The sequence below is a fragment of the Nonomuraea soli genome, assembly GCF_013761175.1.
GTDB classification, from domain to species: Bacteria; Actinomycetota; Actinomycetes; order Streptosporangiales; family Streptosporangiaceae; genus Nonomuraea; species Nonomuraea soli.
Genome location: NZ_JACDUR010000005.1, coordinates 316,849 through 335,365 on the forward strand (window position 1 = coordinate 316,849; position 18,517 = coordinate 335,365).

Genomic DNA, 18,517 nt, shown 5'->3' on the forward strand with positions numbered 1-18,517 from the left:
AGTGCCCATGCGGTGCGACATCGGGACAGGGCTCATCCGCGCAGGGCGAACGCCAGAATCCTGTAGACCGGATCGGTGCGCGGCACGTCCTGGCCAGGCAGATCGGCGATGGCGGAGTAGAGCGAGGCGGGCGGCGAGAAGCGCCAGCCTCCCTTGCGCAGGCTCGCCGCCAGCCCGGCGGGCGAACGCGCCTGTCCGTGGCCGACGAAGCGCGCCTCGCCGGAGGAGACCAGGCCGTGGCGGGCCGCCTCGGCGGTGACGAGCGCGGCGTCGTCGGTGGCGGTGGGCTCACGGAAGGGTGCGAGCAACGGCTCCAGGTCGTCGTCGAAGCAGCGGGCCTTGTCGACGGTCGTCAGGAACATCCCGCCGGGGCGCAGCACGCGGGCACATTCGGCGATGACGGGCCGGGCGTCGTTGAGGAGGTGGAGCAGCCAGATGACGCTGACGGCGTCGACCGACGCGTCGGGCAGCGGCAGCCGGGCGGCCTCGCCGACGGCCACGGGGATGCGCCCCCGCGCCACGCCCGCCATGCCGGGCGAGGCGTCGACGCCGAACACGCGCAGGCCGTGGCGGACCAGCTCGCCACGGACCAGCCCGGTGCCACACGCCACGTCGAGCAGCACCGCCCCGGGAGCGACCAGGGACCGGACCGCATCGGCCGCAACCACAGCACGGGGCAGCCCGCCACGGGTCGCGTCGTATCGGGCCGCCTCACGGTCGTAGTCAAGCATGGCCGGACCGCCCAGAGGCAGGGGCAGGGGCGGGGGCTGAGAGGGAGACAGCGGCGGGCACGTCCGTAGAGGCGTCGGTGGGGGCGGCGGTGGGCCAGCCGAAGGTGCTGAAGGCACGATGCTCCGCTGCCTGCCGTACGGCCGAGGCGGCGTAGGTCACCGTGTCGGGCGGCAGGGCGGAGACCTCCCACCAGGCCAGCTCCGAGCACTTGTCGGGCTCGGCCACGACGGGCTCCCCCACCCACTGCTCGGCCGCGAAGAACAGGTGGACCCAGTCGTCGGCCATGTGCATGACGTGGGCGAACCGCAGGTCGGCCGGAGCGACATCCACCCCGAGTTCCTCGCGGATCTCGCGGACCAGCGTCGTGACGGCGTCCTCGCCCGCCTCGACGTGGCCGGAGGGCAGGTGCCACATGCCGTCGGCGAAGCCGGTGCCGGCGCGGCGGCCCAACAGGACGCGGGCGTCGCGGAGCAGCAGGGCGTGGACGGAGACGCGGGCGCGATGACGTGCGGGCGCGGCGTCGTGGCCCATGCGCCGCAGTTCGGGCACGGCGTCGTCCCCATGCCCGCGAGCGGACGCCGGGTCGTGGGCGGCGGGCAGTGGTTCGGGTGCGGTGGCGCGGGACGTGCGTTTGTCGAGCAGCTGCACCCACTTGACCGCGACCGCCGCGACCTGGACGAGCTCGTTGCGGAGCGAGGTGGGTGAGGTCTCGGCGAAGGCCTCGAGCACCTCCTCGTGAAGGATGTGGCGCCGGGTCAGCATCCCGGCGGAGGCCGCCTCGGCGACGAGGGCCTTGGCCTCGTCGGCCAGGGGCGTCCAGGAGGGGCCGGTGCCGTCGGGTAGTTCCTCCTGGGGGCCGAAGAGGGCGTCCTGTGCGGCGCGTTCGGCTTTGACGTCGTCGAGAACCCTGGCCAGTGAGCCAGGCACACCCATGTCAGTCACGGGGCCCAACGGTAGAGGACGCCACCGACACAAGTCCGCGCAGATCGTGGGCGTCGGAGTGGCCGGACAGCGCCAGCGTGATGTCGAGTTCGCCGAGCAGGCATCGCAGCACGTGGTCGACGCCAGCCTGTCCGCCGAGGGCCAGGCCGTACAGGACGGGCCGGCCGATGAGGACGGCGCGGGCGCCGAGGGCCAGGGCCTTGACCGCGTCGGCGCCGTTGCGCACGCCGGAGTCGAAGAGCACGGTGAGCCGGTCGCCGACGAGGTCGGCGATGCCTGGCAGGGCGTCGAGGGCGGCGATGCCGCCGTCGACCTGGCGTCCGCCGTGGTTGGAGACGATGACGCCGTCCATGCCGTACTCCGCCGCCAGCACGGCGTCTTCGCGCGAGACGATGCCCTTGAGCACGATGGGCCCGTCCCAGTGGCGGCGCAGGAACGGCAGGTCGTCCCAGCTCAGCCCGGGGTTGGGGAACATCTGCGCCCAGTGCAGGACCGGGTTGTCGACGCCTTCGAAGTTCGGGTCGGTGAGGTAGTTGGCCAGGCCCACGCCGTTGAGGAACGGCAGGAAGGCCCGGTCGAGGTCGGCGGGCCGCCAGCCGAGCAAGCCGGTGTCGAGGGTGAGGACGAGCGCGGAGAAGCCGGCGGCCTTGGCGCGGGCCAGGAAGCTGAGGCAGACCTGCTCGGAGGTGGGCCAGTAGAGCTGGTACCAGCGGGGCGCGTCACCGCCGGCCTGCGCGACCTCCTCGAAGGAGTGCGTGGCGGCGGTGGAGTGCACGTACGGCACGCCGAGGGCGGCGGCGGCGCGGACGGTGGCCAGTTCGCCTTCGGGGTGGGCGAGCTTCTGCACGCCCATGGGCGCGACCATGAGCGGGGCGGGCATGCGGGTGCCGAGGATCTCGCATGACAGGTCGCGTTCGCGGGCGACGCCGCGCAGCATGCGGGGCACGATGCGGTAGCGGTCGAAGGCGGCCCGGTTGGCGCGGGCGGTGGCGCCGCTGCCGGCGCTGGGCACGATGTAGCCGAGCGCCTCGGGCGAGAGCACCTGGCGGGCGTGCTCTTCCAGCCCGGCCAGGTCGGTGGTGATCTCGGGAGCCTTGCCGCCCAGGTAGATGCCGAGCTGCTGGTCGCTGAAGTTCATCGCACGCTCCGCGGAAACCGAAGTTCGTTCTGGTCGAGCTTAGCGTGGGAGGTCTCGACGAGGTCCACTCCCAGGACGTCGGCGAGCCGTACCAGGTAGATCGTGACGTCGGCGAGCTCGCCGCGGATGCGGTCGGCCGCCTCCTGGTCCTCCATGACGGCGCCGGCTTCCTCCGGCGTGAGCCACTGCAACTCGGCCAGCAGCTCGCCGACCTCTCCTGCCAGGGCCATCGCGAGGTTCTTGGGTGTGTGGTAGACGCCCCAGTCACGGGCGTCGGCGAAGGCTCGGATGCGGGCGGTCAGCTCATTCACAGAAATCGAACCTAGTGCGACGGGTGTGATTTATGGCACTCTCTGAAAACTAGAACCAAATTTTAGAACTAGGTTCTGGTCGCACAAGGGAGTAGAGCATGGCTGTCACCATGGGGGCACCGCCGAGCCGGGGGATCAGCGCGAAAGACCTGGCGCCCTACGGATGGGCTCCCCTCGTAGTCCTGTTCATCGTCGGTCTCGTCGACCGGGTGGAAGCCTCGCTGATGACCGGCATGCTGCCGCTCATCCAGGAGGAGTTCGGCCTCAGCGACACCGCGGCGGGCGCCATCCCGACCGCCGCCGCGATCGCCGCGGCGCTCGTGGCACTGCCCGCCGGATGGCTGGCCGACCGCTACAACCGCACGAGGATCATCGCGATCGTCGTCTTCCTCTGGGGCCTGACGACGCTCGGATCCGGCCTGGCCACCGGCTTCGGCATCTTCTTCCTCATGCGCGTGCTGCTCGCCACGGCCGAGAACATCGACAACCCGGCCTCCGGCAGCCTGCTGGCCGACTACTACCCGCCGGCCAACCGCCCGAAGGCCTACGGATTCGTCCGTATCACCACCTATCTGGGCGGACTGGGCACCGCGCTCGGCGGCGTCATGGCCTCCTTCATCGGCTGGCGCGAGACGTTCATGGTCATGGCCATCCCCGGCGTGCTCACCGCGCTGCTGGTGTGGTGGCTGAAGGAGCCTGCGCGCGGCTTCCTCGACAAGGTCGTCGCCCAGGGCGGCGACGAGCCGATGCCGGTTCCCGCCACCTCGGAGCCGCGCCAGGTCGAGGGCATCGGCGAGCGCCTGAGCAGCAAGGTCAAGTTCGGCAAGCAGTTCGGCGCCATGCTGCGCATCCCCACCCTCAGCGTCGTCAGCCTCGGCCTCGGCCTGCTCACCCTGGGCCTGTCCGGCATCCACTTCTGGCTGCCGTCGCTGATGTACCGCACCTTCCAGGTCGAGCTGAAGACCGCCTCGTCGCTGGCCGGGCTGCTGAGCATCGTGGGCGTCGTGGTCGGCACCCTCGTCGGGGCGTGGCTGGGCAAGCGCATGCACGGCCGCATGAAGGGCGCCCGCCTGCTCATCGGAGGCATCGGCATCACCCTCGGCTCGATCGTGCAGGGCCTGGCGTTCATGGTCGGCAGCTACGGCGCCTTCATCGGCCTGCTGCTGCTGGCGATGACGCTTTCGGCGCTGGCCATCCCGAACATGACCGCCTCCCTGGCCGACGTCGTCGGCTCCTCCTCGCGAGGCCTGGCCTTCGCCGTGCTGCAGCTCTTCCTGGCGGCAGGCTCGGCCTTCGGCCCGCTGGCGGTCGGGGCCATCTCCGACGCGACCAGCAGCCTGCACACCGGCATGTACCTGCTGATCATCCCGATGGTTCTCGGCGGCCTGCTGTGCCTGATGGCCCGAGGGTTCTTCGACCGTGACCACAACCGCGTCCTGGATGAGGCCCGCGAGGCTACGATTCACTAATGCCCCGCACAGGGTCCTGGGAGTGGAGCCGCTCCGCACGGACGCGCCAGAGCATGCTGGTCGCCGCCCGCGAGGTGTTCACGGCGTACGGCTTCGCCGACGCCGGCATCGCGGAGGTGGTCTCGCGCGCGGGGTGCAGTGTGGGCAGCCTCTACCACCATTTCGGCAACAAGGCCGAGCTCTTCCTGGCGCTCTGGGACGAACACCAGAGCGCCTACGAGGAGGGTTCGGCCTCCGCCGTCTCCGCGGCCAAGGCCGAGGGCGTGAGCGAGCCGCTCGACCTGTTCGCCGTCGGCACCCACGCCTACCTCCAGGGCTGCTGGGAGCGGCGCGACCTGATCAGGCTCTTCACCGACGGCGGCGGCCCGGCCGGCTTCGAGCAGCTGCGGCGCACCCGCGGCCGTGACTGGCTGCGGCGCAACTCGCTGCTCCTGCGGGCGGGCGACAGCCCCGCCGACCGGCTCAAGGTGGCCATGCTCACCAGCGCCATCGGCGAGGCGGGGCGCGAGGTGGCGCTGTGCGAGACGCGGGAGCAGGCCGAGGAGGTCATCGAGGCGGCGCTCACGCTGATCCGCCGCCTCGGTCAGGTGTAGCTGGCGGCCTGAAGGGTGAACAGTTCGGCGTAGCGGCCGTGCTGGGCCATCAGGTCGTCGTGGTCGCCGTGCTCGACGATCTCGCCCTGGTGCAGCACGTAGATGTGGTCGGCGGAGCGCACCGTGGAGAAGCGGTGCGAGATGAGCAGGACGGTCCTGCCGCGGAACAGCTCGCGGATGCGCTGGAAGAGCTCGTGCTCGGCACGGGCGTCCAGTGCGGCGGTCGGCTCGTCGAGCACGATGAAGGGCGCCTTGCGGAAGAAGGCCCTGGCCAGGGCGACGCGCTGCCACTGGCCGATCGACAGGTCGGTGCCGCCGAGGAACTCCTTGCCCAGGATCGTCTCGTAGCCGTCCTGCAGGCCGGACAGGAAGGTGTCGGCGTCGGCCTCGCGGGCCGCCTGCCGTACGGCGTCGAGGTCGTCGGCGCGGCTGAGGCCGATGTTCTCGCGGGCGGTGAGCTGATACTGCATGAAGTCCTGGAAGATCAGGGTGATCTGCTCGTGCTGGGGGCTCTGCGCCGTGTCGGCCCCGTCCCAGGTGATCTTGCCGTCGGTCGGCCGGTAGAGGTGGGCCAGCAGCTTGGCCAGGGTGGTCTTGCCCGAGCCGTTCTCCCCCACCAGCGCGATGACGTCGCCCGCCCTGAGGGTGAGGTCCACGCCTTTGAGAGCGGGTACGGCGGAGCCTGGGTAGGAGAAGGCGACGCCCTCGGCCCTGATCTGCTCGAACGGCGGGAGCACCCGCCCGTCGTCGCGGACCTGGTGCCCCTCCCCCAGCTTGAGGAAGTCGTCGTAGTCGCGCACGAACAGCGCGGCCTCGTACAGCTGCGCCACCCCCACGCCGACCGAGCCGACCGTCGCGGTGAGCTGCATCAGCGCCGCCGCGGCGATGCCCGCCGAGGCCAGGTCGAGCCGTCCTGTCAGGAACATCCACGCCAGCGCCCCGAAGGTGGCCACCGCGAGCACCGCCGAGGCCGCCGAGCCCGCCATGGAGCGCTTCATCATGGCCCTGGTGGTCTTGCGCAGTTCCTCGATGCGCCGCTCGCCGAGCTCCTCGTAGCGGGCACGAAGGTAGGGCGCCAGGGTGAAGGCCCGCACCTCCTTGGCCGAGTCGCGCTCGGTGAACAGGCCCACGATGTAGTCACGGGCACGGTCGAGCGGGGTCGCGCCGACGAAGAACCTGAAGCTCGCGCGGCTGTTGCGCTTGGTCACCAGCCACAGCGGCAGCGCGGTCAGCGCCAACAGCGGCAGGAGCAGCGGCTGCAGCAGGACCAGCACGACGAGCGAGCCGACGGCCGCGGCGGAGGACCTGGCCAGCATGACGATTCCCTGGACGAGCTGCATGGTCCGCATGCCTGAGCCCATGGTGGCGCGCCTGAGCCGGTTGAAGAACTCGGCCGACTCGAACTCCTCCAGCGCGATCCTGGCGGTGACGTCGATGATCCTTCCCTGGGCGTGCTGCTGGACCAGCTCCCTGAGGATGGTGCTCTGCTCCTGCTCGGCGAAGGCGGCGAACCGCATCAGCGTGGCGAGTGCCAGGGCCGCGGCCACCCACGGCGCCAGGCTCGCCAGCGTGGCGCCCTCGGCGAACAGCGCCGTCAGCAGCTCCCTGCCGATGAGCAGCTGGCCCGCCATCGCCACGCCGCTGAAGATCTGCAGGGTGGTGGTGAGGACGAACTCCCGCCGCGCCGCCCGCCACACCAGGCGGAAGGAGGCCCTCATGAGCCTGGGGAACTGGCGCCAGTCCTTCGGCTCCTCGTCGGACTTGATGAGGTCCTCAATGGTTAAGGGCTTTTCCGCCATGCCTGAGAGGGTGGTACAAGTTCGTCACCAAAGCTACGAGTTTCATGGGAAATGTGACGGGCACACCCGCCGCCGACACCGTCGAAAGGCTGGTCGGCGATGGGATTCGGGTTACTTGGCCGCGATCTGGCGGTCGATCTGGGCACGGCGAACACACTGGTCTACCTACGGCGCAAGGGCATCGTCCTGAACGAGCCCTCGGTGGTCGCGATAGACCTCCGGATAGACAAGATCGTCGCGGTCGGCAAGGCCGCCAAGAAGATGGAGGGCAGGACCCCTCCGCACATCTCGGTCATCCGCCCGCTCAAGGACGGCGTCATCGCCGACCTCGACGCGGCCGAGCGCATGCTGCGCTACTTCATCCAGAAGACCCACAGGAACAGGTACCTGGCCAAGCCCCGCGTGGTGGTCGCGGTGCCGAGCGGCACCACCGGCATCGAGCAGCGGGCGGTCAAGGAGGCCGCCTACGACGCGGGCGCCAGGCGGGTGCACCTGATCGAGGAGCCGATGGCCGCGGCCATCGGCTGCGGCCTGCGGATCGGGGAGCCCACCGGCAACATGGTCGTCGACATCGGCGGCGGCACCACCGAGGTCGCGATCGTCTCGATGAGCGGCTCCGTCGTGGCCAAGTCGCTGCGGGTGGGCGGCGACGAGCTCGACGAGGCGATCATCACCTACGCCAAGAAAGAGCACGCGATGCTGCTCGGCGAGCGTACGGCGGAGCGGGTGAAGATCGTGCTGGGCTCGGTCTGGCCGAGCAAGGCCGAGGCGCGCGACCACCTGCGCCGCAAGGAGGGCAGCCTCGCCGAGCTGGAGCTGGAGCCGCGCGGGCGGCACCGGGTGAGCGAGGCGGCGGTGGAGGCCCCGGCCGACAGCGAGGTGGTGGGCGAGCCCCAGGTGCCGGGGAAGGGGGGCATCTGGGCCAGGTTGCGTCCCCGTCCTCCGGAGCCCGCTCAGCAGGAACGGCAGGAGCCTCCGCCTCCGGAGGAGCTCGAGGTGCGCGGGCGCGATCTGGTGAGCGGGCTGCCCAAGACGGTCGTGCTGACCACCGCGAACATCAGGGAGGCGGTCGAGGAACCGGTCCAGTCGATCATCGACGCGGTGCAGACGACGCTGGACCAGTGCCCGGCCGAGCTGGCGGGCGACCTGATCGACAACGGCATCACGCTGACCGGCGGCGGAGCCCTGCTCAGGGGCCTGGCCGGGCGGATGCGGCTGGAGACGGGCATGCCGGTGCACCTGGTCGACAAGCCGCTGTACTCCGTCGCTCTCGGAGCGGGGCGCTGCATCGAGCGCTTCGCCGCGATGCAGGGTGTCCTGCTGCCAGAAGCACGGCGGTGAGGCGGCCGGTGGTCCTCGTGGCCGGGCTGGTCCTGGCCGCGGGGGCGGTCGCCGTGCTCGACCGCGTGACGCCGCTGCGCGAGGCGGTGTCGGCGGTGTACGGCACGGCGGAGAGCCTCGTGCGCGTGCCCGGCGACCTGCGGCCGGTGGAGGAGGAGAACGCCAGGCTGCGCGCCGAGGTGCTGGCGCTGCGCCAGGCGGCCCAGGACGGCGCCGGCGGCAGCACCGGGAGCGGGGCAGGCAAGAGCGCCGGAGTCGGCACGCATGTCGTCGGGTTCGGCGACGGCGGCAGGACGGTCACCATCGACGCGGGCGGCCTGCCGACCGACGTGACCGTGGTCGACCGCCACGGCCTGTTCGGCCGCGTCACCTGGTCCGGCCCGGCGACCGCCACCGTGACCCTGCTGACGGACGACGCCACCTCCTTCGGCGTCCGCATGACCGGCTCCCGCGAGATCGGCGTCGCCTCCGGGGTCGTCTCCGGTGTGCCGGGACGGCGGCTGCTGCGCATGCGCCTGCTCAACGCCCACGCGCCGCTCCGCGCGGGAGACCTGGTGGAGACCCTCGGCTCGGCCGGTCGCCGCCCCTGGGAGCCCGGCGTGCCGGTGGGCAGGGTGCTCAGCGTCGAGGACACCCCTGGTGCCCCGACCAGGATCGCGCTGGTGGAACCCCTGGCCGGCCTGACCGCGCCCGGCCTGCTGACGGTGATCGCTCCGGCGGGCGGCCGCCCATGAGGTACGCCCTCCTCGTGATCGTCGTCCCCCTCCTCCAGGTCACGGTGGTCAACCGGTTCGGCGGACCCGACCTGGCGGTGCTGGTCACCGCGTGGCTGGCCATCGGGCTGAGCCCGCCCAGGGCGGCCGTGTTCGGGTTCGCCGCCGGGCTGCTGGCCGACCTGGTGCCGCCCGCGGCCGAGGTGGTCGGGCCGACGGCGGCGATCCTGTGCCTGACCGGATACCTGTGCGCCCGCCTGTCGATGGCCAGGGAGCCGCGGCCCGGGCGCAAGGTGATCGTGGTGGCGGTGGTCGTGCCCGCGGCGCTGCTCGCCCGCGAGCTGGTCTCGCTCGCCTGGCGTCAACCGGCCGACTGGGTCTCCGGCGGGCTGGCCGCGCTGGCGGTGAACCTGGCCTGGACGCTGCCGCTCGCCCTGCTGCTGTCACTGACCCGGCGAGCGCAGACGTCACGGACCCGTCGTGGTTAGGCTCCGCGTTCTCCGGGTGCTGATCGCCGCGCTCATGGTCACCCTGCTGGGCAGGCTCTGGTTGCTGCAGGTGGTCGAGGGCGGCACCTATACCAAGGCCGCCGCCGACACCCGCACCAGGACGGTCCCCGTGCCCGCCACCCGCGGCCAGATCCTCGACGTGCACCTGCGGCCCCTGGTGGCCAACCGCAGCAGGCCCGTCGTCACGGTCGACCACGTCACGCTGGGCCTGCAGCCCGGCGGCGGGAGAGCCGTCCTGACCAGGCTCGCTGGGCTGCTGCGCGTGCCGTACGGGGAACTGGAGGCCAAGACCCGGCTGTGCGGTCCCGAGGTGGCCCAGCCGTGCTGGCCGGGCTCGCCGTACTCGCCCATCCCCGTCGCCGAGCAGGTCGAGGTGGCGCGGGCCCTGCGCATCGCCGAGCACCCGCGCGACTTTCCCGGCGTGAGCGTCGAGCTGCGCCCGGTGCGCTGGTACCCGCTCGGCTCCGGGGCCGCGCACACGCTCGGCTACCTGCAGGGCGAGCACGGCCAGGCCGGGCTGGAGTCCGCCTACGACCGGGAGCTGGCCGGGCGTCCCGGATCGCGGAACGTCGCCGTCGACAACACCGGCAAGGTCGTGCGCACGGTCGAGGAGCGGGCGCCCGCGCCCGGCGACACCCTGGTCACCAGCATCGACGCGCGCGTCCAGGGGATCGCCGAGCGGGCGCTGGCCGGGGCGGTGTCACGGCCGGGCGGCAAGGGCGCGGCCGTGGTGCTGGAGTCGGCGACCGGCCGTGTGGTGGCGCTGGCCTCGCAGCCCACCTACGACCCCGGCGTGTGGACCGACGGCGTCAGCGCCGCCGAGTACCGCGGCCTGCCGCTGCACTCCAGCGCCCTGCAGGGCCAGTGGGCGCCCGGCTCGACGTGGAAGGTCGTCTCGGTGGCGGGAGCGGCCGCGGCCGGATACCGGCTGGAGGCCGCCTACGACTGCCCGAGCTCCTACACCGTCGGCAACCGGGCCTTCCGCAACTTCGCCTCCGCCGACCTGGGCGAGCTGACGATGCACGGCGCGCTGGTGAAGTCGTGCGACACGATCTTCTACCGGCTCGCCGACGAGCTGTGGCGCAAGGGTGACCAGGCGCTGGAGCGGGCGGCGAAGGGCTTCGCGTTCGGCACGGCGACCGGCGTCGACCTGCCGGGCGAGGGGGCGGGGCTGGTCCCCGACCGCCGCTGGAAGGCCGCCACCGGAGCCGCCAGCTGCAAGCGTGCCGAGAGCGGCTACCCGGAGGAGAAGGACTCCGCCCGCGCCGCCTACCTCACGCGGCTGGCCAAGGACAACTGCAGCTCCGGCGGCGCCTGGCAGGCGGGCGACGCGGCCAACCTCTCGATCGGTCAGGGCGACGTGCTGGTGACCCCGCTCCAGCTCGCCAGGGCCTACGCGGCCGTGGCCAACGGCGGCACGCTCTTCAGCCCGCGCGTCGGCCTCAGGGTGCTCCGCCCGGACGGCGAGGTGGCGCGGACGATCACCCCTCCGGTGACCGGCAGGCTGCCCGCCTCGGCCCCGACGCTCGCCTTCATCCGCGCCGCCCTCGCCGACGTCCCGCGTACCGGCACCGCCTCGGGTGCCTTCGAGGGCTTCCCGTTCGACCGGGCCGCCGTGGCGGGCAAGACCGGCACGGCCGAGGCGTACGGCAGGCAGGACACCTCGTGGTTCGCCTCCTTCGCCCCCGATCCCGGCTACACCGTCGTGGTGGTCGTCTCGGAGGGCGGCAGAGGAGCCGAGGTGGCGGCGCCCGCGGCCAGGGAGATCTGGGAGGGCATCCTGTCATGATCGTTCCCGGGCTCGCGGTCGCCCTGTCCGGCACCGGACTCCTGCTCGTCTGGTCGGCCACCCGCACCCAGCCCGACCAGTCGCTGCTGGTCCGGCAGGCGGTCGCGGTCGGGATCGGCCTGGCGCTGATGTGGCTGGTCTCCCGGCTGGACCTGCGGGTTCTGCGCGCCTACGTGCCGCTCGGCTACGCGATCGCCGTCGGCTCGCTGGTCGGGGTGCTCACCCCGCTCGGCGTGCGGGTCAACGGCCAGCACTCGTGGATCGTGCTCGCCCCGGGCGTGCAGTTCCAGCCCGCCGAATTCGCCAAGCTCGCCCTGGTGCTGGCGCTGGCGATGCCCCTGGGCGAACTGCGCGAAGGCGAACGCCGCCCCGGCTTCGGCGCGGTGCTGACCGCGCTGGCACTGGCGGCGATCCCGATGGCGCTCATCGTGCTGCAGCCCGACCCGGGTACGCTCATCGTCTTCTGCGCGATCCTGGCCGGGGTCATCCTCGTCTCCGGCGCGCGGCTGCGCTGGCTGGCCGTCCTGGCCTTCGGCGCCGCCGCGACGGTCGTGGCCGCCTGGCAGGCCGGGCTGGTCAGGCCGCACCACGTGGAGCGGCTGATGGTGCTGGCCGACCCGGCCTCCTACGCCTCCGGCATCGGCTACAACGCCGCCCAGGCCCGCATCGCCATCGGCTCCGGAGGGCTGGCGGGCAAGGGGCTGTTCAACGGGGAGCAGACGGCCGGGCACTTCGTTCCCGAGCAGCACACCGACTTCATCTTCACGGTGGCGGGCGAGGAGCTCGGCTTCGCCGGGGGCGCGGCGATCGTGGTCCTGCTCGGCGTGCTGCTGTGGCGGGGCGTGGGCATCGCCGCGCGCAGCGGCTCGCCGTACGGGAGGGTCGTGGCGGGAGGGGTGGTCTGCTGGCTGGCGGCGCAGAGCTTCGTCAACGTCGGAATGACGCTGGGGCTGCTGCCGATCATCGGGGTGCCGCTGCCGCTCGTCTCCTACGGCGGCTCCTCGACCGTCGCGTGCCTCGTCGCGGTGGGTCTGCTGGAGGCGGTCCGCCGTGGTAGAGCTTCCGCATGGGCAAGAGACTTGCGGTGATCTCCGCGGGCGGTGTGATCGGCGCGCTCGGCCGCTACGGCCTGGGGTCGCTGGTGCCGGGCATCTGGACGACCTTCGCGATCAACGTCGTGGGCTGCTTCCTCATCGGGGTCGTCATGGCGCGGCTGCCGCGTGAGCTGCCCCGGCTGTTCCTGGCCACGGGGGTGCTCGGAGGGTTCACCACGTTCTCGGCCTACACCGTCGACGTGCTGCGCGGCGGGCAGTGGCTGTACCTGGCGGCCACGCTGGTGTGCGCGCTGTTGGCCGTCCAGGGCGGCCTGGTGCTGGGGGCGCGGCGGTGAACGTCCTGCTCGTGATCGTGGGGGCCGCGGTGGGCGCGCCGCTGCGCTATCTGGCCGACCAGGCGGTCAGGGCTCGCTACTCGGGCTCCTTTCCCTTCGGGACGCTGCTGGTCAACGTGGTGGGCTCCGGGTTGCTGGGATTCCTGGTGGGGCTGCCCGCGCCGACGCCGGTCATGGCGGCGCTGGGCAGCGGGTTGTGCGGGGCGCTGACCACCTACTCGACGTTCGGCCACGAGACCGTACGGCTGGCGCAGGGCAGGCAGGGCGGCCGGGCGACGCTGTACGCACTGGGCAGCGTCGCCCTCGGCCTGGCAGCGGCGTGGGGCGGCCTTCAGCTAGGGAGCTGGTGAGTCCTTCAGCTCGGGCGCTGGTGGCCGAACCGTTTGGGGGTCAGGGGCGTCGCCCTCGCCGTCGTGTCGCTCGACTGGCGGCCCTGCGCCCACGGCGCGGCGAGGATGCGCGGCTCCGCCTCCCCCGCCTGGACCATCCGGCGCAGCAACCTGCCGCGCAGCTCGGCCGCCACGGCTGCGTGCGAGGCCATCCCGGCCAGGTTCACCAGCTCGTGCGGGTCGCTGTCGAGGTCGTAGAGCGCCTGCTCGCGGTAGCTGTCGGCCGACGGGTCGTCCCAGGCGTCCGCCTCGTCGGCGACCACGTAGTACTTCCACCGCGACGTGCGGATGCCGCGCCCCACCTCTGACTCGCTGACCTGGAAGAACACCTCGTCCGGCGCCTGCGGAGAACGAAGCGGCGTGCCCTGCATCTCCTGCGGCACCTCCACCCCGGCCGCCTGGAGCAGGGTGGGCGGCAGGTCGATGGTGCTGACCGGCCGGGTGATCGCGCCCCCGCCGTCGAAGCCGGGACCGCGCAGCACCAGCGGCACCCTGAGCGAGGCGTCATGGCAGGACCGTTTGTACTCCCCGTTGCGGGTCTTGAAATGGCTGCCGTGGTCGGCGGTGTAGGCGACGATCGTGTCGTCGAGCAGGTCCATGCTCCTCAGCGCGTCGAGGAGCCTGCCCAGCCCCTCGTCGAGGCGCTTGATCTGCCCCAGGTAGCCGCCCAGGTGCTGCGCGGCGGTGCCGCCGAGCGCGGCCAGGTCGGGCGGGAGCCAGCGCCCCTGGTACCGCTCCTCGTAGCCGTCGGGCGCCGGGTAGTTGTCGAGCTCGTTCTGGTGGTGCGGCTCCAGGAAGGAGAGGAACAGGAAGAACGGCTCGTCGTGGTGGTCGGCGACGAACCGGATGGCCGCGTCGACCAGCGCGTCGGAACGGTAGCCCGGCAGCATGACCGGCTCGCCCGACTCGTCGAACATGACCGTGCGGTAGGCGTCGGAGGTGAACTCCAGGATGTTGGCGCCCAGCCACGACTGGTAGCCGCCCCGCTCCTCAGGCGGCACCGGCTCCTGGGAGGCCAGGTGCCACTTGCCGATGTACCCGGTCGCGTAGCCCGCGCGGTCGAAGTGGTGGGCCAGGGTGCGCTCGGACTCCGGGAGCACGCGGTCGTTGCGGTAGACCCCTGTCGTCGTGGGGTAACGACCGGTCTGCAGAGCCGCCCTGGCCGGGGCGCAGACCGGCTGCGGGGTGAGCGCGACCGTGGCCTGCGTGCCGTACCTGGCCATGCGGTCGAGCGTCGGGGTGAACTCCGGGCCGACGGTGTCCCACCGTTGCTGGTCGGTGAGCAGCACGATGACGTTGGGTGACAAACGTTCTCCTAGCGAAGGCCGGTCAGGGTGATGCCGCGCACGAAGTAGCGCTGGCTGACCAGGAACAGGATGGCAGTCGGGACGAAAAGGATCACCGAACCGGCGGCGGTGAGATGCCAGAGGGTGAAGTACTCCTGGTTGAACAGGGTCAGGCCGACCGGGATGGTGCGCATCTCCGGCGTGGTGGTGGCCACCAGCGGCCAGAGGAACTCGTTCCACTGGAAGACGAACGTGAACAGGCCCAGGACGGCCAGCGCGGGCTTCGTCTGCGGCAGGATGATCTTCCGGTAGATCGTGAACTCCGAGGCGCCGTCCACCCGCGCCGCGCTGATCAGGTCGTCGGGGATCGGCTGGATGAACTGGCGCATCAGGAAGATGCCGAAGGCGTCCATCAGGAACGGGGTGATCAGCCCCTGGAAGGTGTTCAGCCAGCCGAGCTGCGCCATCAGCACGTAGAGCGGGATCATCCGCACGAAGAACGGCACCATCAGCGTGGCCAGCAGCGCCACGAACAACGTGTTGCGCAGCGGGAAGCGGAACTTGGCGAACACGTAGCCGACCAGCGGGTCGAACAGCAGGTGTGCCAGGGTGATCCCGCCCGCCACCACGAAGCTGTTGACGATGAAGTCGCCGAAGGGCGCCTTGACGAACAGCTCCGCGTAGTTGCCCCACTGCGGGTTCTCCGGCCAGAGCACCGCCTGCGCCGACAACGTCTCCGCCTCGGTCTGCAGCGACAGCGACACCATGTAGACCAGCGGGGCGACCATGACCACCGACATCACGCCGAGCAGCGTGTAGAGGGCGACGCGCACCATCAGTAGGTCACCTCCCCGCGCTTGCCCGCCCGCAGCTGCATCAGCGTGAACAGCACGATCACCACCAGGAGCAGCACCGACTGCGCCGAGGAGTAGCCGAAGTCGCGCGTCTTGAAGGCGGTGGCGTAGATGTGGAAGACCGACAGGTCGGTGGCGTCGCCCGGACCGCCGTTGGTGATGATGTAGGCCTGGCCGAAGGCCTGCAGGCCCGAGATCACCGCCATCACGCTGACGAACAGCGTCGTCGGCGCGAGCAGCGGCAGCGTGATCCGCCAGAACCGCTGCCACGCGCTCGCGCCGTCGATCCTGGCCGCCTCCTGGTAGGTCTCCGGGATGCCCTGCAGGCCCGCCAGGAACAGCACCATCGTGTAGCCGACCGTCTGCCACAGCGTGACGCCGACGATCGTGGCCAGCGGATGCTCGTTGAGCCACTGCTGGTCCAGGCCGAGCCGGTTGAGGATGCCGAGCTGCGGGTCGAGGATGTTGCGCCACAGCAGGCCGACGATGGCGACCGAGGTCAGGTACGGCACCAGCAGCATGGCGCGGAAGGTGACGCGGCCCTTCAGGGGCTGGTCCAGCACCAGCGCCAGGAGCAGGCCGAACACCAGCGACCCGGCGACCACGCCGCCCGAGAAGCCGAGCGTCACCAGGAAGGAGTGGCGCACGGACGGATCGGCCAGGGCGTCGGCGTAGTTCGACAGGCCCGCGAAGACGTCGGCCTGGGGGCCGGTGTGCAGGCTGGTGGCGATGACGTTGGCGATCGGGACGTAGAAGAAGGCGGTGAAGAAGACGAGCGCGGGCAGGAGGAAGAGGTAGGCCGTCCTCGCGTACCTCGCCGAGAGGCTCACTTCAGGAACCCGGCGGCCGTTTCGCGGAGCTTGGCGACGGCCTGGTCGGCGGGCTCGTTCTGGATGACGACCGACTGGTACATCACCTTCAGCGCCTCGTCGTACCTGCCGCTCTGCCCCGTCAGCCGGATCTCCTCGGTGGAGTCCCGCGCCACCGCCAGCGCCTCGCTGAACGCCTTGGTGATCGGGTCGTTCTTCACCTCGGGCAGCTCGGCCCACGACTTGCGCGGCATGAGCATGCCCACCTCCTTGGTGGCGGCCTGCTCGACCTCCAGGGCGGTGACACGCTTGATGAAGTCCCACGACAACTCGGGCCTGGCGGCCTTCGACGGCACGAAGAGGCTGACGCCCGCGGCATTGGTGGCCAGCTCCTTGCCGGTCAGCGGCGCGGCGACGCCGATCTCGATGTCGGGGCTGGTCTGCCGGATCGGGCCCAGGTCCCACGGTCCCGTGATGATCATCGCGGCGCGTTTGGCGGAGAAGAGCTTCTGCGGGCCCGAGTAGTCGGTGCTGGAGACCGGGACAGGGGCGACCTTGTGCTTGTGCACGAGGTCGGCCTGGAACCGCATCGCCTCGACCGCCTGGTCGACCGGGGTGAGCACCTCCTTGGTGGCCGGGTCGTAGACGCGTACGCCGTTCTGCATCAGCCACGGGTTCACGTAGCCGTGGTCCTGGTTGAGCGCCGTGCCGTAGACGCCGTCCTTGGTCAGCTTCCTGGCCGCGTCGAGGAACTCCTGCCACGTGGTGGGCGGCTCGACGCCGGCCTCGGCGAGCATCTGCTTGTTGTAGACGAGGAGGGTCGCCGTGAAGTGCAGCTGCACGCCGTACACCTGGCCGTTGTAGGAGTTGCGGCTGACCGTGGCCTCGCGCCAGTCGGCGGGGAAGCCCATCGCGGCGCCGTCCTTGTCGACGAAGTCCTGCAGCGAGCGGGCGTTGCCACTGATCGCGAACTCCTGCACCCAGCCGCCCGGCTCCTCCACCAGGTCGGGCACGGTGCCCGAGGCGAAGTCGGCCAGCAGGCGGGTGCGCAGGTCGGGCCACTGATACTTCTGGAAGTTGACCGTGACCTTGTGCGCGGCCTCGAACTCGGCGATCACCTTGCGGTAGGCCTGGTAGTCGTGGCCGGCGTTCCAGTAGACGGTGAACGTGCCCGGGCCCTGGCCCTGCGAGGCGGCGGGAGGCGCCCCGGCGCAGGCGGTCAGGACGGCCGAGGCTCCGAGGAGCTGGAGCATTTCACGGCGGGAGAGGGTCATGGGGGCTCCTTGACGTCTGAGGGATCCGCGCTCGGTGAAGGTCGTCCTAGGACGAACCGCGCTGGATGAAGGTCCAGGAACGGACGATCTGCCGGGGAGGCGGTGGCCGCTCGGCCAGCAGCCGGTCGAACAGCAGCCGCGCCACGTCGCTGTAGTCGTGACGCAGCGGGCCGACGGTGCTGAGCTGCGGCTTGGCGATGAGACCCTCGTCGATGTTGCCGACGCCGACGACCGCCACGTCGTACGGCACGCGCAGGCCCGCGTCCCTGACCGCCCAGATCGCGCTGATGGCAGCCCGGTCGGAGGCCGCGAAGATCGCGTCGGGCCGGTCGGGACCCGACAGCAGCTCCGCGGTGGCCTGGTAGGCCGCCACGCGGTCCTCGGCCCCGGCGACCACGGTGGGTTCGCGGCCGGCCAGCGCCTTGAGATAGCCGAGCATGCGGCCGGTGGGCTGCTCCCGGTAGAGCTCGTAGCGGTGCGACAGATAGACGATCTTGCTTCGGCCCTGCGCCACGAGGTGCCTGACGGCCTGCTCGCAGGGCTCCTCCTCGGGCGTGCGCACCACGTCGCACCCTTCCGGCACGTCGCCGTCGCGCATCACGACCATCGGCAGGCGGATCCCGGCCAGCATCTCGCCGGTCAGGTGCTCGCCGCCGTTGACCAGGACGCCATCGGCGATGCCGCTGCGCAGCAGCTCGACCGCCGCCTCGGCGCGCTCGCGGGAGTAGACGGCCAGGGTGAGCACGGAGTAGCCGTGGCTGTCGGCCATCTCGTGCAGGTCCCTGGCCAGCCGGTCCTCGGTCGGCACGCCGCCCGCGGTGGGCTGGAGCAGGCAGACCCGCTGGGTGCGCTGCTTGCGCAGGCTCCTGGCGGCCTGGTTGGGGGTGTAGCCCAGCTCCTTGGCCGCGTCGAGGACCCGCTTGCGGGTCTCGGCGGCCACCGGGCGGTCCCGGCCGCTCAGGACGTACGACACCGTGGCGACCGAGACACCGGCGCGCTCGGCGACATGCTTGGCCGTTGGTCTCATGCTATACGAATAACATACTTAAACCTACCTGCAAAGTTGGGAATCATTTCGCCTCCGAGCTGGTACTGAATCCTGACGCTCGCGCCGCTGTCCAACAGCAGGTCGACGCCATATCTAATCGTTTAACATCATCAGCGGCTTGTCCAGACTCA

At 71.3% G+C, this 18,517-nt stretch carries 19 protein-coding genes; 9 read left to right on the forward strand and 10 right to left on the reverse strand.

Annotated features, from left to right (window positions below; translation table 11 throughout):
* Positions 1–32: 32 nt before the first annotated feature.
* From HNR30_RS25085 to HNR30_RS25100, 4 genes are read right to left on the reverse strand one after another with little or no spacing between them, the layout of a single operon-like run.
* Positions 33–731, reverse strand: a complete 699-nt coding sequence (locus HNR30_RS25085; protein WP_181612478.1) for a class I SAM-dependent methyltransferase — start codon at positions 729–731, stop codon at positions 33–35.
* The gene (locus HNR30_RS48085; RefSeq protein ID WP_246379331.1) at positions 724–1,665 is read right to left on the reverse strand and encodes an NUDIX hydrolase; all 942 of its coding nucleotides are present in this window, start codon (positions 1,663–1,665) and stop codon (positions 724–726) included. The genes HNR30_RS25085 and HNR30_RS48085 overlap by 8 nt, the downstream gene beginning before the upstream one ends.
* Position 1,666: 1 nt before the next feature.
* Positions 1,667–2,812, reverse strand: a complete 1,146-nt coding sequence (locus HNR30_RS25095) for an alpha-hydroxy-acid oxidizing protein (RefSeq protein WP_181612479.1) — start codon at positions 2,810–2,812, stop codon at positions 1,667–1,669.
* Entirely contained in the window at positions 2,809–3,129 is a 321-nt protein-coding gene (locus HNR30_RS25100) for a nucleotide pyrophosphohydrolase (protein ID WP_181613044.1), read from the reverse strand. The genes HNR30_RS25095 and HNR30_RS25100 overlap by 4 nt, the downstream gene beginning before the upstream one ends.
* A gap of 92 nt (positions 3,130–3,221) precedes the next feature.
* Between HNR30_RS25100 and HNR30_RS25105 the strand changes: the two genes are divergently transcribed.
* Entirely contained in the window at positions 3,222–4,592 is a 1,371-nt protein-coding gene (locus HNR30_RS25105) for an MFS transporter (RefSeq protein ID WP_181612480.1), read from the forward strand.
* Complete coding sequence (locus HNR30_RS25110; RefSeq protein ID WP_181612481.1) at positions 4,592–5,185, forward strand: TetR/AcrR family transcriptional regulator; 594 nt, start codon at positions 4,592–4,594, stop codon at positions 5,183–5,185. Before HNR30_RS25105 ends, HNR30_RS25110 begins: the two co-directional genes overlap by 1 nt.
* On the opposite strand, the gene HNR30_RS25115 is transcribed toward HNR30_RS25110, so the two are convergent.
* The gene (locus HNR30_RS25115) at positions 5,176–6,984 is read right to left on the reverse strand and encodes an ABC transporter ATP-binding protein (RefSeq protein ID WP_181612482.1); all 1,809 of its coding nucleotides are present in this window, start codon (positions 6,982–6,984) and stop codon (positions 5,176–5,178) included. The genes HNR30_RS25110 and HNR30_RS25115 overlap by 10 nt on opposite strands.
* Positions 6,985–7,083: 99 nt before the next feature.
* Here HNR30_RS25115 and HNR30_RS25120 point away from each other — a divergent pair, with 99 nt between their 5' ends.
* From HNR30_RS25120 to HNR30_RS25150, 7 genes are read left to right on the forward strand one after another with little or no spacing between them, the layout of a single operon-like run.
* Positions 7,084–8,325, forward strand: coding sequence for a rod shape-determining protein (locus HNR30_RS25120; RefSeq protein ID WP_181612483.1), 1,242 nt, complete (start codon positions 7,084–7,086; stop codon positions 8,323–8,325).
* Complete coding sequence (mreC, locus tag HNR30_RS48090) at positions 8,322–9,059, forward strand: rod shape-determining protein MreC (RefSeq protein WP_181612484.1); 738 nt, start codon at positions 8,322–8,324, stop codon at positions 9,057–9,059. The genes HNR30_RS25120 and mreC overlap by 4 nt, the downstream gene beginning before the upstream one ends.
* Positions 9,056–9,526: a rod shape-determining protein MreD gene (locus HNR30_RS25130; protein ID WP_181612485.1), complete on the forward strand. Its 471-nt coding sequence runs from the start codon at positions 9,056–9,058 to the stop codon at positions 9,524–9,526. Before mreC ends, HNR30_RS25130 begins: the two co-directional genes overlap by 4 nt.
* The gene (locus tag HNR30_RS25135) at positions 9,519–11,336 is read left to right on the forward strand and encodes a penicillin-binding transpeptidase domain-containing protein (protein WP_181612486.1); all 1,818 of its coding nucleotides are present in this window, start codon (positions 9,519–9,521) and stop codon (positions 11,334–11,336) included. Before HNR30_RS25130 ends, HNR30_RS25135 begins: the two co-directional genes overlap by 8 nt.
* Positions 11,333–12,424, forward strand: a complete 1,092-nt coding sequence (rodA, locus tag HNR30_RS25140) for a rod shape-determining protein RodA (RefSeq protein ID WP_181612487.1) — start codon at positions 11,333–11,335, stop codon at positions 12,422–12,424. The genes HNR30_RS25135 and rodA overlap by 4 nt, the downstream gene beginning before the upstream one ends.
* Complete coding sequence (locus tag HNR30_RS25145; protein ID WP_181612488.1) at positions 12,403–12,726, forward strand: fluoride efflux transporter FluC; 324 nt, start codon at positions 12,403–12,405, stop codon at positions 12,724–12,726. The genes rodA and HNR30_RS25145 overlap by 22 nt, the downstream gene beginning before the upstream one ends.
* Positions 12,723–13,076, forward strand: a complete 354-nt coding sequence (locus tag HNR30_RS25150; RefSeq protein WP_181612489.1) for a fluoride efflux transporter FluC — start codon at positions 12,723–12,725, stop codon at positions 13,074–13,076. Before HNR30_RS25145 ends, HNR30_RS25150 begins: the two co-directional genes overlap by 4 nt.
* Positions 13,077–13,081: 5 nt before the next feature.
* Here HNR30_RS25150 and HNR30_RS25155 read toward each other — a convergent pair whose 3' ends face one another.
* Genes HNR30_RS25155 through HNR30_RS25175 form a run of 5 tightly spaced genes read right to left on the reverse strand, consistent with a single transcriptional unit; the run spans position 13,082 to position 18,365 of the window.
* Positions 13,082–14,422: a sulfatase family protein gene (locus HNR30_RS25155; protein ID WP_181612490.1), complete on the reverse strand. Its 1,341-nt coding sequence runs from the start codon at positions 14,420–14,422 to the stop codon at positions 13,082–13,084.
* Positions 14,423–14,430: 8 nt separating this feature from the next.
* Positions 14,431–15,237 (reverse strand): carbohydrate ABC transporter permease, encoded by an 807-nt coding sequence (locus tag HNR30_RS25160; protein WP_181612491.1) that lies wholly within the window; start codon positions 15,235–15,237, stop codon positions 14,431–14,433.
* Positions 15,237–16,085, reverse strand: a complete 849-nt coding sequence (locus HNR30_RS25165; protein ID WP_181612492.1) for a carbohydrate ABC transporter permease — start codon at positions 16,083–16,085, stop codon at positions 15,237–15,239. Before HNR30_RS25165 ends, HNR30_RS25160 begins: the two co-directional genes overlap by 1 nt.
* Positions 16,082–17,338, reverse strand: a complete 1,257-nt coding sequence (locus HNR30_RS25170; RefSeq protein ID WP_220133977.1) for an ABC transporter substrate-binding protein — start codon at positions 17,336–17,338, stop codon at positions 16,082–16,084. Before HNR30_RS25170 ends, HNR30_RS25165 begins: the two co-directional genes overlap by 4 nt.
* Before the next feature lie 46 nt (positions 17,339–17,384).
* Positions 17,385–18,365, reverse strand: a complete 981-nt coding sequence (locus HNR30_RS25175) for a LacI family DNA-binding transcriptional regulator (RefSeq protein ID WP_181612493.1) — start codon at positions 18,363–18,365, stop codon at positions 17,385–17,387.
* Between the last annotated feature and the right edge of the window lie 152 nt (positions 18,366–18,517).